General features: G+C 65.9%; 17 protein-coding genes. 9 read left to right on the top strand and 8 right to left on the bottom strand.

All coding sequences use genetic code 11. The annotated features are described in order from the left end of the window. Positions 1-138 precede the first annotated feature (138 nt). The 3 genes from HTY51_RS16835 to HTY51_RS16825 are packed head-to-tail and all read left to right on the top strand — an operon-like array spanning position 139 to position 1173. The gene (locus HTY51_RS16835; protein ID WP_174253810.1) at positions 139-531 is read left to right on the top strand and encodes a ribonuclease domain-containing protein; all 393 of its coding nucleotides are present in this window, start codon (positions 139-141) and stop codon (positions 529-531) included. A 37-nt stretch (positions 532-568) separates the two neighbouring features. Then, positions 569-970: a barstar family protein gene (locus HTY51_RS16830; protein WP_174253809.1), complete on the top strand. Its 402-nt coding sequence runs from the start codon at positions 569-571 to the stop codon at positions 968-970. Continuing rightward, positions 949-1173, top strand: coding sequence for a hypothetical protein (locus tag HTY51_RS16825; RefSeq protein WP_174250813.1), 225 nt, complete (start codon positions 949-951; stop codon positions 1171-1173). Before HTY51_RS16830 ends, HTY51_RS16825 begins: the two co-directional genes overlap by 22 nt. A gap of 135 nt (positions 1174-1308) precedes the next feature. Here the strand turns inward: HTY51_RS16825 and rsmA are convergent, their stop codons facing one another. The 3 genes from rsmA to HTY51_RS16810 all read right to left on the bottom strand — a co-directional run bounded on the left by rsmA (position 1309) and on the right by HTY51_RS16810 (position 5884). Beyond that, positions 1309-2073 carry a 16S rRNA (adenine(1518)-N(6)/adenine(1519)-N(6))-dimethyltransferase RsmA gene (rsmA, locus tag HTY51_RS16820; protein WP_174253808.1) on the bottom strand — a complete coding sequence of 255 codons (765 nt, stop codon included), beginning with the start codon at positions 2071-2073 and terminating at the stop codon, positions 1309-1311. Between the two features lie 99 nt (positions 2074-2172). Further along, on the bottom strand, positions 2173-3549 hold the full coding sequence (locus HTY51_RS16815) for a peptidylprolyl isomerase (RefSeq protein WP_174253807.1): 1377 nt from the start codon (positions 3547-3549) through the stop codon (positions 2173-2175). 4 nt (positions 3550-3553) lie between these two features. Further along, on the bottom strand, positions 3554-5884 hold the full coding sequence (locus HTY51_RS16810) for an LPS-assembly protein LptD (RefSeq protein ID WP_254606916.1): 2331 nt from the start codon (positions 5882-5884) through the stop codon (positions 3554-3556). A 66-nt stretch (positions 5885-5950) separates the two neighbouring features. Here HTY51_RS16810 and HTY51_RS16805 point away from each other — a divergent pair, with 66 nt between their 5' ends. The 3 genes from HTY51_RS16805 to HTY51_RS16795 are packed head-to-tail and all read left to right on the top strand — an operon-like array spanning position 5951 to position 8946. Further along, positions 5951-7057 (top strand): aminoglycoside phosphotransferase family protein, encoded by a 1107-nt coding sequence (locus HTY51_RS16805; RefSeq protein WP_174253806.1) that lies wholly within the window; start codon positions 5951-5953, stop codon positions 7055-7057. After that, positions 7058-7777 (top strand): 16S rRNA (uracil(1498)-N(3))-methyltransferase, encoded by a 720-nt coding sequence (locus HTY51_RS16800; RefSeq protein ID WP_174253805.1) that lies wholly within the window; start codon positions 7058-7060, stop codon positions 7775-7777. After that, positions 7774-8946, top strand: coding sequence for an MFS transporter (locus HTY51_RS16795; RefSeq protein WP_174253804.1), 1173 nt, complete (start codon positions 7774-7776; stop codon positions 8944-8946). The genes HTY51_RS16800 and HTY51_RS16795 overlap by 4 nt, the downstream gene beginning before the upstream one ends. 6 nt (positions 8947-8952) lie before the next feature. On the opposite strand, the gene HTY51_RS16790 is transcribed toward HTY51_RS16795, so the two are convergent. Both HTY51_RS16790 and HTY51_RS16785 read right to left on the bottom strand, forming a co-directional pair. Beyond that, a complete protein-coding gene (locus HTY51_RS16790) occupies positions 8953-9792 on the bottom strand; it encodes an alpha/beta hydrolase (protein ID WP_174253803.1) in 840 nt (279 codons plus the stop codon). Positions 9793-9964: 172 nt separating this feature from the next. Beyond that, positions 9965-11440, bottom strand: a complete 1476-nt coding sequence (locus tag HTY51_RS16785; RefSeq protein ID WP_174253802.1) for a M20 family metallopeptidase — start codon at positions 11438-11440, stop codon at positions 9965-9967. 84 nt (positions 11441-11524) lie between these two features. Between HTY51_RS16785 and HTY51_RS16780 the strand changes: the two genes are divergently transcribed. The 3 genes from HTY51_RS16780 to HTY51_RS16770 are packed head-to-tail and all read left to right on the top strand — an operon-like array spanning position 11525 to position 14304. Then, the gene (locus HTY51_RS16780; protein WP_174253801.1) at positions 11525-12529 is read left to right on the top strand and encodes a sialic acid TRAP transporter substrate-binding protein SiaP; all 1005 of its coding nucleotides are present in this window, start codon (positions 11525-11527) and stop codon (positions 12527-12529) included. Between the two features lie 3 nt (positions 12530-12532). Beyond that, positions 12533-13012, top strand: coding sequence for a TRAP transporter small permease (locus HTY51_RS16775; protein ID WP_174253800.1), 480 nt, complete (start codon positions 12533-12535; stop codon positions 13010-13012). Further along, complete coding sequence (locus tag HTY51_RS16770; protein WP_174253799.1) at positions 13009-14304, top strand: TRAP transporter large permease; 1296 nt, start codon at positions 13009-13011, stop codon at positions 14302-14304. The genes HTY51_RS16775 and HTY51_RS16770 overlap by 4 nt, the downstream gene beginning before the upstream one ends. Positions 14305-14332: 28 nt before the next feature. Here HTY51_RS16770 and HTY51_RS16765 read toward each other — a convergent pair whose 3' ends face one another. From HTY51_RS16765 to HTY51_RS16755, 3 genes are read right to left on the bottom strand one after another with little or no spacing between them, the layout of a single operon-like run. Continuing rightward, entirely contained in the window at positions 14333-14899 is a 567-nt protein-coding gene (locus HTY51_RS16765) for a hypoxanthine-guanine phosphoribosyltransferase (protein ID WP_174253798.1), read from the bottom strand. 46 nt (positions 14900-14945) lie between these two features. Continuing rightward, positions 14946-15527: a methionine biosynthesis protein MetW gene (gene metW, locus HTY51_RS16760; protein ID WP_174253797.1), complete on the bottom strand. Its 582-nt coding sequence runs from the start codon at positions 15525-15527 to the stop codon at positions 14946-14948. Then, the gene (locus tag HTY51_RS16755; RefSeq protein ID WP_174253796.1) at positions 15524-16669 is read right to left on the bottom strand and encodes a homoserine O-acetyltransferase; all 1146 of its coding nucleotides are present in this window, start codon (positions 16667-16669) and stop codon (positions 15524-15526) included. Before HTY51_RS16755 ends, metW begins: the two co-directional genes overlap by 4 nt. Between the last annotated feature and the right edge of the window lie 138 nt (positions 16670-16807).

The following is a 16807-nucleotide window of genomic DNA, read 5'->3' as shown; positions in this document are numbered from 1 at the left end:
GCACTCACGGCCTATCCTGTCACCAAGCAAGGGCTTGCCTAAGAATTAGGCAAGCCCTTGCTTTTTTGGACCAGATCGGCGACACTCTCGGGCTTGAATCTTCCGGGTTTACCCGGAGAGTAATAACAAGTTTGACTCATGGGACGCAGCTCAGGCATCAAGTTGGTACTTACTGGCTTTTTGCTGGCGCTAGCTTGTGTGTCCACTGGGGTCGGGGCCCGAGGCCCGGCATCAGGGGACGCCGCCATGACGGTGTCGGTGGCGGAACTGCCACGCCAGGGTGCGGAAACCTATCGCCGGATTCTCCAGGGCGGGCCGTTTCCGTATGAGAAGGATGGCACGGTGTTTGGCAACCGCGAGCGTTTGCTCCCGGCCCACAAGCGCGGCTACTACCGCGAATACACCGTCCCCACCCCTGGGGCGCGCACCCGGGGCACGCGCAGGATTGTCTGCGGTGGCCCGCCGACGACGCCGGATGCCTGTTATTACACGGCCGATCACTACGCGAGCTTTCGCCGGATCGTGCCCTGAATCGGATCAGTGTTTTAGCCAAGAAAGAGACGCGGGGATGGATACACCACTTCGTACTGTAAGAACCAATATCGTTCAGTCGATCCGGGCCTTCCGGGTATCGGACCTGCAGGAGGCCGCCCAGGGTCTGGGTCACCACTTCCTGTATGCCAACCTGGCCGAGGCCCAGTCACGGCAGGATGTGCTGGACCTGATTGCCCAGCAGTTCATGCTGCCGGCCAATGTGGGCAAGAACTTTGACGCCCTGTATGACTGCTTGACGGATCCGCTGCACAAGTCGGGCCCGCAGCCTGGCTTCATTGCCGTGCTCGAGCACATCCCGGCCAACGCCAAGTTCGACAAGGAAGCACGCGAGCAGCTGCTCGACATCTTCCGCGATGCCGCCGATTACTGGAATGACCGCAAGGTACCATTCCGGTGCTTCTATTCTTTTCTGTAGCCCGTTCTGCACAAACCAGCCAAGCAGAACGGGCGAATGAGGCTAAAGCGGAAGGCGCCCCCGGCGAAACTGCTCCGACCGGAATAGAACTGGGCGAGGACGGCGGCGAGAAGATGCCGACCGACAAATTGCTCGACGTATCACCGCTGGCGCTGCGCATGAGCAGCCCGTTTAATGCTGGTTATTGGCTCGCTGCCGCGTAGCCAATAGTCAGCCGAAGCACCCCGTCGCTTCGCGCCGTCCCCCTCTGAAGAGGGGGCCGCGCCCAGCGGCCTGGCAAAGCCAGTTCCGCGAGTGCCCACGAACAAAAGCCACCGCTCGCCGGTGGCTTTTTCACTTCATAGAGCCGGGGCTTGGGCCAAGGCCACGTATTCCGCCACCGGTACCTCTTCGGCGCGTCGCTGCAGATCGAAGGCGGCCGTGATGCCTTTTTCTTCCAGCCAGCGCCCCAGCGTGTGGCGCAGGATCTTGCGGCGCTGGCTGAAAGCCACCTGCACCAGTTGCTCCAGCCGCTTCTGATCCAGCACGGCCGGCTGGGCATGCGGCACCATACGCACCACGGCGCTGTCCACGCGCGGCGGCGGGTCGAAGCTCTCGGGCGGGACAAACAGCACGTTTTCCATGGCGTAGCGCCACTGCAGCATGACACTCAGGCGGCCGTAGTCAGACGTTGCGGGCTCGGCCACCATGCGGTCGATGACTTCCTTCTGCAGCATGAAGTGCTGGTCCTCGACCACCGCCACATGCTCAAGCAGATGGAACAGGATGGGCGTGGAGATGTTGTAGGGCAGGTTGCCCACCACCCGCAGCTTCTGCACGTTCTGCGCCAGGGCCAGCTGCGTGAAATCGACCTTGAGCACATCGGACTCGATCACCACCAGTTGCGCATGGGCACGCAGGCGCGTGGCCAGATCCCGGTCCAGCTCGATGACCATGAGGCGCCCCAGGCGCTCGACCAAGGGCTGTGTCAGCGCTGCCAGCCCGGGGCCGATCTCGACCATGGCCTGACCCGGCCGCGGATCGATCGCGCGCACAATGCCGTCGATGATGCCGGCGTCGGTCAGGAAATGCTGGCCGAAACGCTTGCGCGGAATGTGTCTCATCGTGATGAGGCCTTGAGTGCCGCCGGGCCGCCCCAAGGCGCGAGGGCCCCCTTGGGGGGCAGCGCAGTACACAGAGTGACAAGCGTGGGGGCCAACATTTTATTGTGGCGCTTCGCGCAACTCCACATAGGCGCGTGCGCGCACATCACGTGCCCAGTTGTTGTAGACCTCGTCGTATTTCTTGTCGCGCAGCATGTTGCGCACCAGTTCTCGCTGCTCGCGCGCACTCAGACTGGCATTGCGTCGCTCCATCAACTGGATCAGGTGCACACCAAAACGCGAGATCAGGGGCTGGCCGATCTGGCCGGGCGCCAGCTGGTTCATGACCCGCTCGAACTCGGGCACGAACATGCCGGGGTTGGCCCAGCCCAGATCGCCGCCCTGGGCTGCACTGGCGTCCTGCGAGTGCTGGCGCGCCAGTGTGGCGAAGTCGGTTTCGCCCGCCACGATGCGGCGGCGGAAATCGTTGAGCTTGTCGCGCGCCTGGGCCTCATCGAGCTGGGTGCTGGGCACCAGCAGGATGTGGCGTGCACGGCTTTGCGTCACGGTCGTCGGCGGCAGCCCGGGCTGGCGCCGCTCGATCAGCTGGATGACATGGAAACCGGCCCCTGAGCGCACGGGCCCGGTGACATCACCCGGGGCCAGCGTGCGGGTAGCCTCCAGGAACAGGGGCGGATAGCGGTCAGCTGTGCGCAGGCCCAGCTGGCCGCCGTTGGCGCGGTCGGCCGCATCGGAAAATTCACGCGCCAACACCGCAAAATCTTCACCGGCGCGCGCGCGCTGCAAAACGCGCTGCGCCTTGGCCTGCAGTTCGGCCTGCTGCTGTTCGTTGGCCCCTTCGGGCACGGCCACCAGGATGTGGGCCATGTTGAGGATCAGGGTGGCGGGATCGGCGCTGCGCTCCTGCTGCTCGGCGAGGTACTGGTCCACCTCCGCATCGCTGACGCGCACACGGGCCTCCACTTCGCGTTCGCGCAGACGGGTCAGCAGCAGCTGGTCGCGCAATTGCTCGCGGAAACGCTCCCGGTCCATGCCTTCGCGCTCCAGTTGCTGGCGCAGCTGCGCAACCGTCAGCTGGTTCTGGCTGGCGACGGACTGCTCGGCCTGGTCTATCGAAGGCTCGTCGATCTTGAGGCCCTGTTCACGCGCCAGTTGCAGCTGGGTACGCTCGCTGATCAGCTGATCCAGCACCCGGCGCGCCAGCTCCCTCGCATCCGGCACCGGCTGGCGCTGGGCAGCCAGCTGGCGGCGCACGCGCTCGACCTCGGCGCTGACCTGCAGATTGGTGATGGGCTCGGCATTGACCACAGCGACGATGAAGTCGGCGGAACGCACGCCCGACGCCAGCACCGCGACCGCCGGGGGCGCGGCGGATGGCCCCGTTGCCGGGGTACCCGGGGGGCGCAGGCCCTGGGACCCGGCCGGCAGGCAAGTGATGGCCGCCAGGATCAGGGCAGGGAATTGGTAACGCTTCATGGGGTCAATCGTAATTGCTGAACCGGCTGGGGGGGTCCACCTGCTCACGCAGGATCTGGTAGCGCGGTATGTTTCTTCGCAAGGTCTGGAGGGGATCGATGCCCAAACGCGAGAGGCCCACGAACTCCAGCTGGAACATGATGCGCTGGGTGCTCGTCACCAGGCCCGTCTGCAGCCGTTCGAGGACGATACGGCCCAACCAGCAGCCCCCATCGTACTCGAGTCCGAGTACGGAATCGACCAGCTTGCGGTCCTGCAGGCTGTAGTTCAGCCGCCCCACGCTGTACCAGCGCCCCGTGCCCTCGCCGCGGCCGCGGCCCAGGTCCTGCCCGCGATCGCCCCAGAGATCATTCAGCGGCCATTGCCAGCCCACATCCACCAGTTCGCTGAGGTTGCGCTGGTAACGGTAGGCCAGGTTGACGACCCGGTAGTTGCTGGGGTTGTAGCGCGTGCTGACCGTGGCGCGCTCAGACTCGCCGGTTTCCTGGTTGTACTGCACCGTCGTATCGACGTACCAGCGCGGATCGATCGTCAGACCCGCCCCGAGCAGGATGTCGCTGATGCCCTTGGGCGAGACCGTGCCTCCGGGCAGGGTCACACGCTGGTCCTCGAAACGCACGCGCTGGGCGATGCCCAGGCGCACGATCTCGGCTCCGCTATCGGGATCCAGCAGGCGACTGGACAGGCCCACCGTCAGCAGATCGTTGTCGGCAATCCGGTCATTGCCGACAAAGGCGTTTTCTGCATAGATGCTGGCAAAGTTGAAGTCCAGCGCACCCGAGTCGTAATTGGGCAGGTGGTTCTGCGCGACATAGGGTGTGTAGGTGTAGAAGAGGCGAGGCTCCAGGGTCTGGCGGAAGCTGTTGCCAAAGTAACTGGTTTCCCGCTCGAAAACCAGGCCGCTGTCCAGGCTGTAGCTCGGCACGCTGCGCCCGGCCTGTTGCTGGCCGGTGGCCAGCGCCGTATCGAAGTTGTAATTGACCGAGTGCATGGACACCTTGGGCACGATGAAACCCGCCGCGCCCAGCATGGGATAACTGAGCTGCCCGCGCAGGACGCTGCGCTGGGCATTGGGCTGGCCCGTGAGCTGGCGATCGGCCTGGAAGTCGGTGTAGTCGGCCTCCAGCCCCACATCGAAGCCACCGGCATCGGGCTGCTGGTAGCGCGCCACCAGCTGGGGCATGCGGTCATAGGGGGGAACGATCGGCGCCAGCGGGTCCTGCAGCGTCTGCCACTGGAGGGTACGCAAGGTCGCCGAATAGGCGTCACGACGCCAGTTCAAGGACATGTCGTTGGCCAGCAGGCGCTGCGTCAGTGACGTCGTTCCACGCGGAAAGTCGCGCCAGAAATTGTCATCACTGACGCGGTTCAGGTTCAGGTTCAGGCCCAGCTGGCCGGCTGGCCCGCTGCCGAGGGTGCCGAGGTGCTGGTAGGACTGGCCCCAGCGGTCCAGCTTACGCAGTTGGTCATCGGGCAGGTAGTCGACCCGTAGGCGCCCCTGGTAAGCCTCTTCGAGATAGCGGAACTCCCCGCCGTAATTCACACCCCGCTTGCTCATCACCGTGGGGTAGAAGGTGGCGTCGCGATTGGGCGCGATGTTCCAGTAGTAGGGGACGGTCACTTCCGTGCCGCTGATATTGTCGGCGCCCAGGGTCGGCGGCAGAAAACCGGACCTGCGGTTTTCCGTCAGCGGGAAGGTCAGGGAGGACAGGCCCAGCAGGCGGACTTCCTTGAAGGTGAGCGTGACATCCTCGGCCTCGGCCGTCTCTTCCTCGCTGTCAAAGCGCATGGTGGCCGCCCGTAGCAACCAATCCGGCATCCAGTCCGCCCCGGGGAGGCGCTGACAGGTCGTGAAAGTGGCGTTGCGCACCACGGAACGCTTGTCGTCGAGAAAATCGATACGATCCGCCTCACCATGCGCCTCGTTGGAGCGCAGTTGGTAATTCGCCTGGTCGACGAAACCTTCGAAAGCGTCGATCTTGAGATCCAGGGCCGAACCTTCGAACACATTGCCCGCCTGGTTGATGCGCACGTGGCCACGCGCACGCGCCAGATCACGGGCCTGGTCATACTCCAGGCGGTCGGCCCGGATCACCAGGTCGGCGCGCCGCAGCTCAACCTGGCCTTCCAGGACCAGTTCGCTATCGGTCTGGGCCGCGAGTTGCTGGCCCGTCACGAACGTGGGGGACGCGTTGCGCTGCTCCGGCAGGATGCGTTCCTGCAACTGTGGGCTCATGCGCAGCTGCAAGGGCTCCGGCAGGGCCGATGCCTGCTGGGCATGCGCCCCACCGCCCTGCCACAGCACACAGGCCAGCAGTGCCAGTGGTTTCAGCACGGGACGCAAAGGAATGGACAAAACGCAGGGGCTCAGGGGTAGCAGGGTTTGTAGAATGGATTATCCATGAGCCTGTCCACTTCCCACTCCGCCACCCACGCCACCGCGGGAGGCTCCGCGCCTGCCGTGTCCTGGTCCCATCCACAGCGTGCGGCCGCTTTTGACCGCTGGCTGCTCAGCCTGGCCGATGCCCAGGGCCTCCACCCCGCCAGCCTGCGCCCGGCCTCGGCGGACGCCAGCTTCCGGCGCTACCTGCGCATCGACAGCGAGCAGGGCAGCCGCATCATCATGGACGCCCCGCCAGACAAGGAAAACTGCCGGCCCTTCGTGCAACTGGCCGGCCTGATGGCGCAGGCCGGGCTCCACGTCCCGCAGATCCTGGCCTGGGACGAGACCCAGGGTTTCATGCTGCTGTCCGACCTGGGCAGCCAGACCATGATGCAGCTCATCGACCCGCAAAACGCCGGCGCCAACCTGCCGCTGTACCTGAAGGCCGTCGATGCTTTGGTCCAGTGGCAAAAGGCCTCACGCCCGGACGTGCTGCCTCCCTACGACACGGCCCTGCTGCGGCGCGAACTCGAGCTCTTCCCCGAGTGGTACCTGGGCCGCCACCGCGGCGTGGCGGTCGAGGGCAAGCTGCGCGAGACGCTGGACCGGATGTTCAGCCTGATCATCGAGCGCAATCTGGCCTGGCCCAGCGTCTACGTGCACCGCGACTTCATGCCGCGCAACCTGATGATCCCGGGCGATGCGGCAGAGCCGCGACTCGGGGTGCTGGACTTCCAGGATGCCGTCTACGGCCCCATCACCTACGACATCGCCAGCCTCATGCGCGACGCCTTCCTCAGCTGGGAAGAGGACTTCGTGCTCGACGTCACCATCCGCTACTGGCAACAGGCGCGGGCCGCCGGCCTGCCGGTGGGCGACGACTTCGGCGAGTTTTACCGCGGGGTCGAGTGGATGGGCCTGCAGCGCCATCTCAAGGTGGCCGGCATCTTCGCCCGTCTGACCCTGCGCGACGGCAAGCCGCAGTACCTGGCCGATGCACCGCGTTTCATCGCCTACATCCGCGCCACCTGCTCGCGCTACATCGAGCTCAAGCCCCTGCTGCGTCTGGTCGACGAGGTCGAGGGCATCCACGAGGTCAGCGGCTACGCTTACGGCCGCGTCTGAATGCCACGTTTTCACTGTCCCACGCCGCTGCCCGTCGGCGCCACGCTGGAACTGCCCGACGGGGCCGCGCGCCACGTGCAGGTGCTGCGCCTGCAGCCTGGCGACGCGATCACCCTGTTCAACGGCGTAGGGGGCGAATGCGAAGCCCGCATCACCCGCATGGGCCGCAGCGAGGTGCTGGTGGAAGTTGCCGCGCACACCGCCATCGAACGCGAAGCCCCGCGCGAAGTGCACCTGGCCCTGGGCATGCCGGCCAATGAGCGCATGGACTGGCTGGTCGAGAAGGCCACCGAGCTTGGCGCGGCCAGCCTGCAGCCGCTGCAGGCCGAACGCAGCGTGCTGCGCCTGAGCGGCGAGCGCGCCGAGAAGAAACGCAGCCACTGGCAGGGCGTGGCCATCGCGGCCTGCGAGCAGAGTGGCCGCAACCGCGTGCCCACCGTGCATGCCGTGTCATCGGTCGCTGCCTGGCTCGCCTCCGGCCTGCCGGTGCAGCGCCTGCTGCTGTCGCTGCAGCCCGACAGCATTCCGCTGTCGCTGCAGATGGCACGCTTGTCGTCGCAGCCCGTGGTCTTCCTCTCCGGCCCGGAGGGCGGCTTGAGCCCCGCCGAAGAGCAGGCGGCGCGTGCCCAGGGTTTTGTGCCCGTCAGCCTGGGCGCGCGCACGCTGCGTGCCGAAACGGCCCCGCTGGCCGCCCTCGCAAGCCTTACACTGGGCCCATGAACCGTCCCCTGCTGCTGCTGGCGATCTGCCAGGGCCTCTTCCTCACCAACAACGTCGTATTCATCGCCATCAACGGCCTGGTGGGCCTGAGTCTGGCCCCGCTGGGCTGGATGGCCACGCTGCCGGTCATGGGCTACGTGGTCGGCGGCGCCTTGAGCACCGGGATGGTAGCGCGCTCGCAGGTGCGCTACGGTCGTCAGACCTCGTTCCAGATCGGCCTGGGGGTGGCGCTGCTGTCGGCCCTGCTGTGCGCCTATGCGGCCTGGAGCAACAATTTCTGGCTGCTGGTGGCGGCCACCGTGGTGGCCGGCTACTACAGCGCCAACGGCCAGCTCTACCGTTTTGCCGCTGCCGAACTGGCAGCGCCCAGCTACCGCGAAAAAGCCGTCTCGCTGGTGCTGGCCGGCGGCCTGATCGGCGCCATCATCGGCCCGAACCTGGCCAAGTACACCAAGAATGTGCTGGCCACGCCTTTTGCCGGCGCTTACCTGGCGCTGGCGGTGGTCGCCGTGCTCGGCATGGCGCTGATGGCCTTCGTGCGCTTCCCGGCCGTGCCCAAGGCGGCGCCGGGCGCTTCGGGCGGCCGGCCGATCTGGGAGATCGCGCGCCAGCCCCTGTTTTTCGTGGCCGCCGTGGGCGCTGCGCTCGGTTATGGCGTCATGAACCTGCTGATGGCCGCCACGCCGCTGGCCATGCAGGTCTGCGGTTATCCCTTCGACGATGCGGCGCTGGTGCTGCAATGGCACGTGATCGGCATGTTTGCGCCCGGTTTCTTCACCGGCCACCTGATCAAGCGCTTCGGCACGCTGACCATCATGGGCGTCGGCGTGCTGCTCAACTTCCTGTGCATCGCGATCGCCCTCACGGGCGTGGACCTGCACCAGTTCCTCATCGCCCTGTTCCTGCTCGGTGTGGGCTGGAACTTCCTGTTCACCGGCAGCACCACACTGGCGCTGCAGGCCTACCGGCCGGAAGAGAAGGACCGCGCCCAGGCCGCCATCAATTTCGCCGTGTTTGCCGTCATGGCCCTGACCTCGTTTGCCTCCGGCGCGCTGGTCACCACACAGGGCTGGTGGCTGCTCAACGTCGGCTCACTGGTGCCGGTGGCGCTGACCGGCTTCGCGCTGATGTGGCTGGCCTTGCGCCGCCAGGCGGCCACGGGGGCCTGAGCCGCCTCAGAACCACTGGTCCAGCCACTGCTGCAAGCGGGCGTAGACCGGTTCGCGCTCCAGTTCGTTGAAGATCTCGTGGTAGAGGTCCTTGAAGCAGTGGGTCGTCACGGCCCGGGCCGGCGCCGCCTGCGCAAAGGCCGCGCTGCCGCGCGGGCTGACCAGCCGGTCGCTGCCCGCATACAGCAGCAGCGTGGGCACCTGCCATAACGGCGCCGCAGCCAGCACCGCGGCGCCCCCATCGGCAATGAAACGTGCCAGCCGCCCGGAAATCCGGTCATGAACCAGCTTGTCCTGCCGGTAAGCCTGTACCACCTGCGGGTCATGCGAGATCCATTTCGGATCGAGACCGTTGCCGACGCGCAAATTGGGGGCGATGGCCGGCAGCACCGCCAGCAGCAATTGCTGGATGGCGTTGAGTCCTGGGTCGAAGGCGGGTGAGGACAGTACCAGGCCATCCACCGGCGCCAGGCCCAGGGCCACCAGTCGCGCCGCGACCAGGCCCCCCATGCTGTGTCCCAGCAGGATCAGCGGCAAACCGGCGTCCATGCGCTTGCGCGTGCTGCCCAGCACGTCGGCCAGGTCCTCCACCAGGCGGTTGTCCGAAGGCAGGCCCCCGCGCGCGCCACCGGACTCGCCGTGGCCGTACTGGTCATAACCACGCACGGCAAAACCCCAGCTGTTGAGGCGCTGCGCCAGCTCGTCGTAACGCCCGGCGTGTTCGCCCAGGCCGTGCACCAGCAGCACCACACCGCGCAGCGGGGTGCTGGGATCGAGCGGCCAGTCCTGGATGGCGAGGTTGTCGCCGTCGGCGGCGACAAAAGTGGTCAGGGTGGATTCCGGCATGCGCTCGTCCTCAGAGGCTGAGAGTGAATTGACCGTGGTCGAGCAGGCCACGCAAACACTCCCAATCCAGGCGCAAAGCACAGCCGTAGCTCGGGCTACGGCGCGCATTTGCAACGCCGAGTGGGGGGGTTTGAGGGGGATGAGCGGCCATGGGCAATTTGCTCGCAGCCTCTCAGGCCATCCGGGCGATGACCTGCGCCACGGCTGCGGTCAGCTTGCGGGCATAGGGCACGTGCAGGAACTCGTTGGGGCCGTGGGCATTGCTCTTGGGGCCGAGCACACCGCAGACCATCATCTGGGCTTTCGGGAAACCGCGCGACAGCATGTTCATGAGCGGGATGGTGCCGCCCTGGCCGATGTAGCCGCAAGGTGCGCCGTAGAAGTTGCGCGAGGCCTCGTCCAGCGCCTGCGCGACCCAGGACGCCGTCGCTGGCGCGTTCCAGCCGGTGGCCGAACTCAGGCCCTCGAAGGTCACGCGCGCCTGGTAAGGCGCGTTGTCTTCCAGCAGGGTCTTGAGTTCCTGCACCGCCGTGGCGGCCTCCACCAGGGGCGGCAGGCGCAGCGAGAGCTTGAAAGCGGTGTGGGGGCGCAGCACATTGCCGGCGTTCTGCAGGTCCGGCAGGCCTTCGGCGCCGGTGACACTCAGCGTCGGCACCCAGGTGCGGTTGAGCAGGGCCTGCAGCGGGTCCGTTGTCATGGGCAAGGCCACGCGGCTGTCGCCCTCGCAGTCGTAATGCACCCAGGGAAAGCGTTTGTACAGTTCCTCGCCCAGGATAGCGGCCGTGGCGCGTGCCTGCGCCAGGCGCTCGGCGGGTACCTCGCAATGAAAACTCTGCGGCAACAGGCGACCAGTCTTGCTGTCTTCCAGCCTGTCCAGCACCTGGCGCAGGATGCGAAAGCTCGAAGGCACGACGCCGCTGGCGTCGCCCGAATGCACGCCTTCGGTCAGGATCTCCACCTTGAGCACACCGCTGGCCATGCCGCGCAGGCTGGTGGTGAGCCAGAGCTGGTCGTAATTGCCGGCGCCGGAGTCCAGGCAGACCACCAGGCCCACATCGCCCAGGCGCGTGCGCAGGGCATCGACATAAGGCAGCAGATCGTAGGAGCCGCTTTCCTCGCAGGTCTCGATCAGGCCGACGATGCGCGGATGCGCGAGTTTCTGGCTTTTCAGCGCGGCGATGGCCGCGATGCTGGCGTAGACGGCGTAGCCGTCGTCGGCCCCGCCGCGGCCGTAGAGCCTGCCGTCTTCGTATTTGGGCGTCCAGGGGCCCAGGTCATGGCGCCAGCCGCTGAACTCGGGCTGCTTGTCCAGGTGGCCGTACATGAGCACGGTCTGGGCTGACACCGGGGCCTCGCCCTCACCGCGACTGGCCGGCAGTTCGAAGAAGATCACGGGCGTGCGGCCTTCCAGGCGGATCACCTCCAGCTTCAGGCCCTCGACCTTCTGTGCCTCGACCCAGGTGGCCGCATGGCGCACCACGGTATCGATATAACCGTGCTGGGCCCATAAGGGGTCGAACATGGGCGACTTGGCCGGGATGGCGATGTAATCGCTGAGCTGGCGCAGGATATCCCCGTCCCAGGCGCGGCTGATCTCCTCCAGCGCCTGGGCGGTATCGAGCACGGTTAGTGGAGCACGGGTATTCATGCGCATCCTTGTCGAAATGCTGGGCCGCTGCCAGTATATTCATCCCCGGCCTGCTTACACTCTCAAAACTATCAGGAGACCCCCGTGACTACAGCCTCCCCCCTGCGCCGCGGCCTGCTGCTCGCCTGCGCCACGGCTCTTTGCGGCCTGGCCCAGCCGGCCCTGGCCCAGGCCAAGATTCCCCTGCGCATCTCCTCCCCCGCCGTGCCCGACGACTGGCACGCAAAAATGTGGACCGTGTTCAAGGACTCGCTGGAGAAATCCGCCCCGAACCAGTTCGATGTGCAGATCAACCTCAACGCCGCGCTGTTCAAGCAGGGTACCGAGCCGGCCGCCATGGCGCGCGGCAACCTGGAGCTGGCCTCGATCTCGGCTTTCGACATCGCCAAGCTGGTGCCCGCCTTCTCGATCTTCACCGCCGGTTATGTGGTGCGGGACCCGCAGCATCAGCAGAAGGTCTTCAACGGCCCGATCGGCACCGAGCTGTTCAAGACCGTGTCCGACAAGATGGACCTGACCGTGCTGTCCACGGTCTATCTGGGCACACGCCAGCTCAACCTGCGCGAAGTGCGCACGGTGCGCACGCCGGCCGACCTCAAGGGTGTGAAACTGCGCATGCCCGGCACCAAGGAATGGCTGTTCCTGGGCGAAGCGCTCGGCGCCACCGCCACGCCGCTGGCCTTCGGCGAGGTCTATCTGGGCCTGAAGACCGGCACCATCGACGGCCAGGACAACCCGCTGCCCACGGCGCGGGCCGCCAAGTTCTACGAGGTGACCAAACAGCTGGTGCTGACCCAGCATCTGGTCGACAGCCTCTTCATCACCATCTCCAACAAGAGTTGGAACGCTCTGACGCCGGCGCAGAAACAGAACGTGATGGCCGCGGCACAGGCTGCCTCGAAGTTCAACAACGAAAACCGGATCAAGGAAGAAGGACAGCTGGTCGACTTCTTCCGGCAACAGGGCCTGCAAGTGAGCACACCCGATGTCGAGGCCTTCCGCAAGTCGGTCCAGGACAGCTACGCCCGCTCGGACTACGCCAAGGTCTGGCCGGCCGGCCTGCTCGAACGCATCAACGCCACGCGCTGATCCATGGGCCTGCTGCGCAAGGCTGCCCAGACCCTGGGCGGACTGATGTTCCTGTGCCTGTTCGGGGTCTTCCTGGTGCAGATCACGGCCCGCTTCGGCTTTGACCGCCCCCTGCCCTGGACCGACGAGCTGGCGGTGGTGCTCTACCTGTGGGTCATCCTCTGGGCTTCGGCTTTCATGGTGCCCGAGCGCGAGCACGTGGTGTTCGACCTGCTGTGGAACAGCGCCAGCCGGCCCGTGCGCCGCATCATGCGTTTCGCCGGCCATCTGCTGATCGGCGGCCTGGCGGCGGTGGCCATCCCGGCCAGCTGGGACTATGTGCATTTCATGGGGCGCGAAGGCACACCCGTGCTCGGCCTGTCCTTTGAGTGGGTCTTCCTGCCCTTCGTGTTTTTGCTGCTGGCCCTGGTGTGGCGCAGCCTCCATGGCCTCTGGTTGACCTGGCGGGGCCAGGAGTTGGAAGACCTGGAGCACTCCTCATGAGCCTGGCCCTGTGGGCCCTGGTGGGCGTGGTGCTGGCCGGCATGCTCTTGCGCATGCCCATCGGTTTTTCCATGCTGATGGCCGGGGTGGCCTACCTGCTGGTCAAGGGCCAGGACCTGGGCCTGGTGGCCGAGCAGGTCAGCAACGGCCTATACAACAGCTACGTGCTGCTGGCGGTGCCTCTGTTCGTCTTCGCCGCCAACATCATGAACGCGGGCACGGTCAGCGAACGCATCTTCGACTTCTGCCGCATCCTGGTCGGTCGTATGCGTGGCGGCCTGGCCCAGGTAGACATCCTGGTCAGCGTGATCTTCTCGGGCATGAGCGGCAGCGCCATAGCCGACGCCGCCGGGCCGGGCCTGGTCACGATCAAGCAGATGCTGAAAAAGCCCGGATACAGCCGCGGCTTCGCCGGCGCCGTGGTCGTGGCCAGCGCCACCCTGGGGCCCATCATCCCGCCCTCCATTCCCATGGTGATCTACGCGCTGGTGTCGGGCGCCTCGGTCGGCGCGTTGTTTCTCGGTGGCGTGGTGCCGGGGGTGTGCATGACGCTGCTCATGATGGGGGTGGTGCACTACATCGCCCACAAACGCCAGATGCCGCGCGAGGCCCCGGTGCCGCTCAAGGAATGGCCGGGCATCCTGTTTCGCGGGGCGTTGCCGCTGTCCATGCCCATCGTGCTGCTGAGCGGCATCTACTCCGGTGCCTTCACGCCCACCGAGGCCGCGGCCGTCGCGGCCCTGCATGCGCTGGTCCTGGCGGCCGTGGTGTTCCGCGCGCTGAGCTGGCGTTCCTTCTGGGGCGTGGTGCTGGAGTCCACGCGCTCCAGCGCGGTGATCACCATCATCCTGGCCGGCTCCTTCATGCTGAACTATGCGTTCACGGCCGAAGGGGTGCCCCAGGCGATGGCGGCCTGGGTCGAGAGCCTGCAGCTGAGCCGCCTGCAGTTCCTGTTCATGGTGAACGCGCTGTTCCTGGTCCTGGGCTGTTTCCTGGACGTCTCGGTGCTACTGCTGGTCTTCGTGCCCATGCTGCTGCCCGCGGCCAGGATGCTGGGTGTGGACCTGGTGCACTTCGGCGTGCTGGTGGTGCTCAATATGATGATCGGCCTGATCCATCCGCCTTTCGGCATGCTGCTCTTCGTCACCAAGGCCCTGACCGGTATTCCCATCGGCGAGATGATGCGCGAAGGCTGGCTTTTCCTGGTGATGCTGCTGGGGCTGCTGGTAGCGATCACCCTGTTCCCCGAAATCGTGCTCTGGCTGCCCCGGACCATGGGCTACGGGACTTGAAGCGCTGCGCCCTGCTAGGCGCATCAACTCAGATGTCGAGCGCCCAGATACCGGGCAGGTTACGCCAGTAGCCGTAAGCGTCCATACCTACACCGACCACGAATTTGTTGGGCAGCACGAGACCCACATAATCCGGCCGCGCGGGTTTGGCCTTGCCGATGTCCTTGTCGGCAAACACCGCCAGCAGCACCTCGGCCGCGCCCATGTCCAGCAGGCGTTCTTTCACATGGGCCAGGGTCTCTCCCTCGTCCAGGATGTCGTCCAGGACGATCACGGTCCGTCCGCGCACCTCGGCACGCGGCTCCACTTTCCACTCGACCCGACCGCCCTGGTCCTTGGCGCCATAGCGGGTGACGTGGATGTAATCAAACTCCAGGGGGAAGGTGAAGCGCGTCAGGATCTGGCCGGCAAAGACCACCGCCCCACCCATCACCCCCAGCACCAGCGGGAAGGCGGGGGCACCGTCGGTATCAAAACGGGCGTTGATCTGCGCGGCCACACGGTCCATCGCGGTTTGCACGGCGGCGGCATCAAACACCTCGGTGGCTCCGGCCAGCAAACTGCGGGCGCGGGCGGCGTGGTCCTGGCTACTCATCTCCGGGTTCACGGCCATTGGACAAGACTCCGTTCTACGTCGGGCTTCAACGCGAAAACTTCAGCACCGCAGTGCTAGCCAGCAGATTGGGCATGAAGCGCCGCAGACGGCCATTGTGCAGGCCGAAGCTGTCCAGGATCTGCAGGCCGTTGCGCTGGGCCAGCACTTCCAGGTCGGCATGCGTGCCGACACGGATATTGGGTGTGTCATACCACTGGTAGGGCAGGCGGCGCGTCACGGGCATGCGCCCGCCCAGCACGCTGAGGCGATTCGGCCAGTGGGCGAAATTGGGAAAGGCCACGATGCCGGTCTTGCCCACGCGCGCGGTCTCGCGCAGCACGGTTTCGGCATTGCGCAGGTGCTGCAGGGTGTCGATCTGCAGGACCACGTCGAAGCTCTGGTCTTCGAACAGGGACAGGCCCTCGTCCAGGTTCAGCTGGATGACGTTGACGCCGCGCCGCACGCAGGCCAGCACGTTGTCGTCGGCGATCTCGATGCCGTAGCCGCTGCAGCCGCGCGTGGCCTGCAGATGGGCCAGCAAGGCGCCGTCGCCACAGCCCAGGTCCAGCACACGGGCGCCCTGCGGCACCAGGCTGGCGATGGTTTCCAGGGTCCGGCGATCGCTCATGACCTGAGCTCTCCCTCGATATTCTCGAAATAGGAGCGCACCAGCTTCATGTAGCGCGCATCGTCCAGCAGGAAGGCGTCGTGTCCATGCGGCGCATCGATCTCGGCGTAGCTGAGTTCGCGCCGGTTGTCGAGCAGGGCCTTGACGATCTCGCGGCTGCGTTTGGGTGAAAAGCGCCAGTCGGTGCTGAAGCTCACCAGCAGGAACTTGCAGCGTGCGGCCGCCAGCGCGCGGCTCAGATTGCCATCGTGCCGGCGCGCCGGGTCGAAATAGTCCAACGCCCGGGTGATCAGCAGGTAGGTGTTGGCGTCGAAGTACTCGCTGAACTTGTCGCCCTGGTAACGCAGGTAGCTCTCGATCTGGAATTCGATGTCCTGCGTGGTGTACTGGTAGCCCTCGCGCACCGTGCCGGCCACGGCACTGCGCAGTTCGCGCCCGAACTTTTCGTTCATGACGTCGTCGCTCAGGTAGGTGATGTGGCCGATCATGCGGGCGATGCGCAGACCGCGCTTGGGGATCACGCCGTGTTCGTAGAAATGGCCGCCATGGAAATCCGGGTCGGTCACGATGGCGCGGCGCGCCACCTCGTTGAAAGCAATGTTCTCGGCATTGAGGTTGGGCGCGCTGGCCACCACCACGGCGTGGCGCACGCGCCCCGGGTACTGCAGCGTCCAGCTCAAGGCCTGCATGCCGCCCAGGCTGCCACCCATCACGGCCGCCAGGGTCTGGATGCCCAGGGCATCGAGCAGGCGCGCCTGGGCGCTGACCCAGTCTTCCACCGTCACCACCGGGAAATCGGCGCCGTAAACCTTGCCCGTGTCCGGGTTGACGTGCATGGGACCGGTGGAGCCGAAGCAGGAACCCAGGTTGTTGACGCCGATCACGAAGAACTTGTCGGTGTCCACCGGCTTGCCCGGGCCGATCATGTTGTCCCACCAGCCCTCGCTTTTCGGCTGGCCTTCGTAGACGCCGGCCACATGGTGCGAGGCATTGAGCGCGTGACAGATCAGCACGGCGTTGGACTTGTCGGCATTGAGCGTGCCGTAGGTCTCGTAGGCCAGCGTGTAGCCGCGGATGCTCGCGCCGCTCTGCAGGGGCAGGGCGGCGTCGAAGGTCATGGCCTGAGGCTGGGCAATCAACATCTGTGGCTCAAAAAACAAAACCCGGCATAGCGTTCAGCTGGGCCGGGTCTCAGATGACGGAAACACCTTGCCTGTTTAGCTGAACTTCGGAACTCCAGGGTTCCGGCGCCCGCAATCGGGTTCAAATCGGCGCTGAGG

Source organism: Rhodoferax sp. BAB1 (genome assembly GCF_013334205.1).
GTDB lineage: Bacteria > Pseudomonadota > Gammaproteobacteria > Burkholderiales > Burkholderiaceae_C > Hylemonella.
The sequence above is the reverse complement of the archived record's forward strand: the minus strand, read 5'-3'. Positions and strand labels throughout refer to the sequence as shown.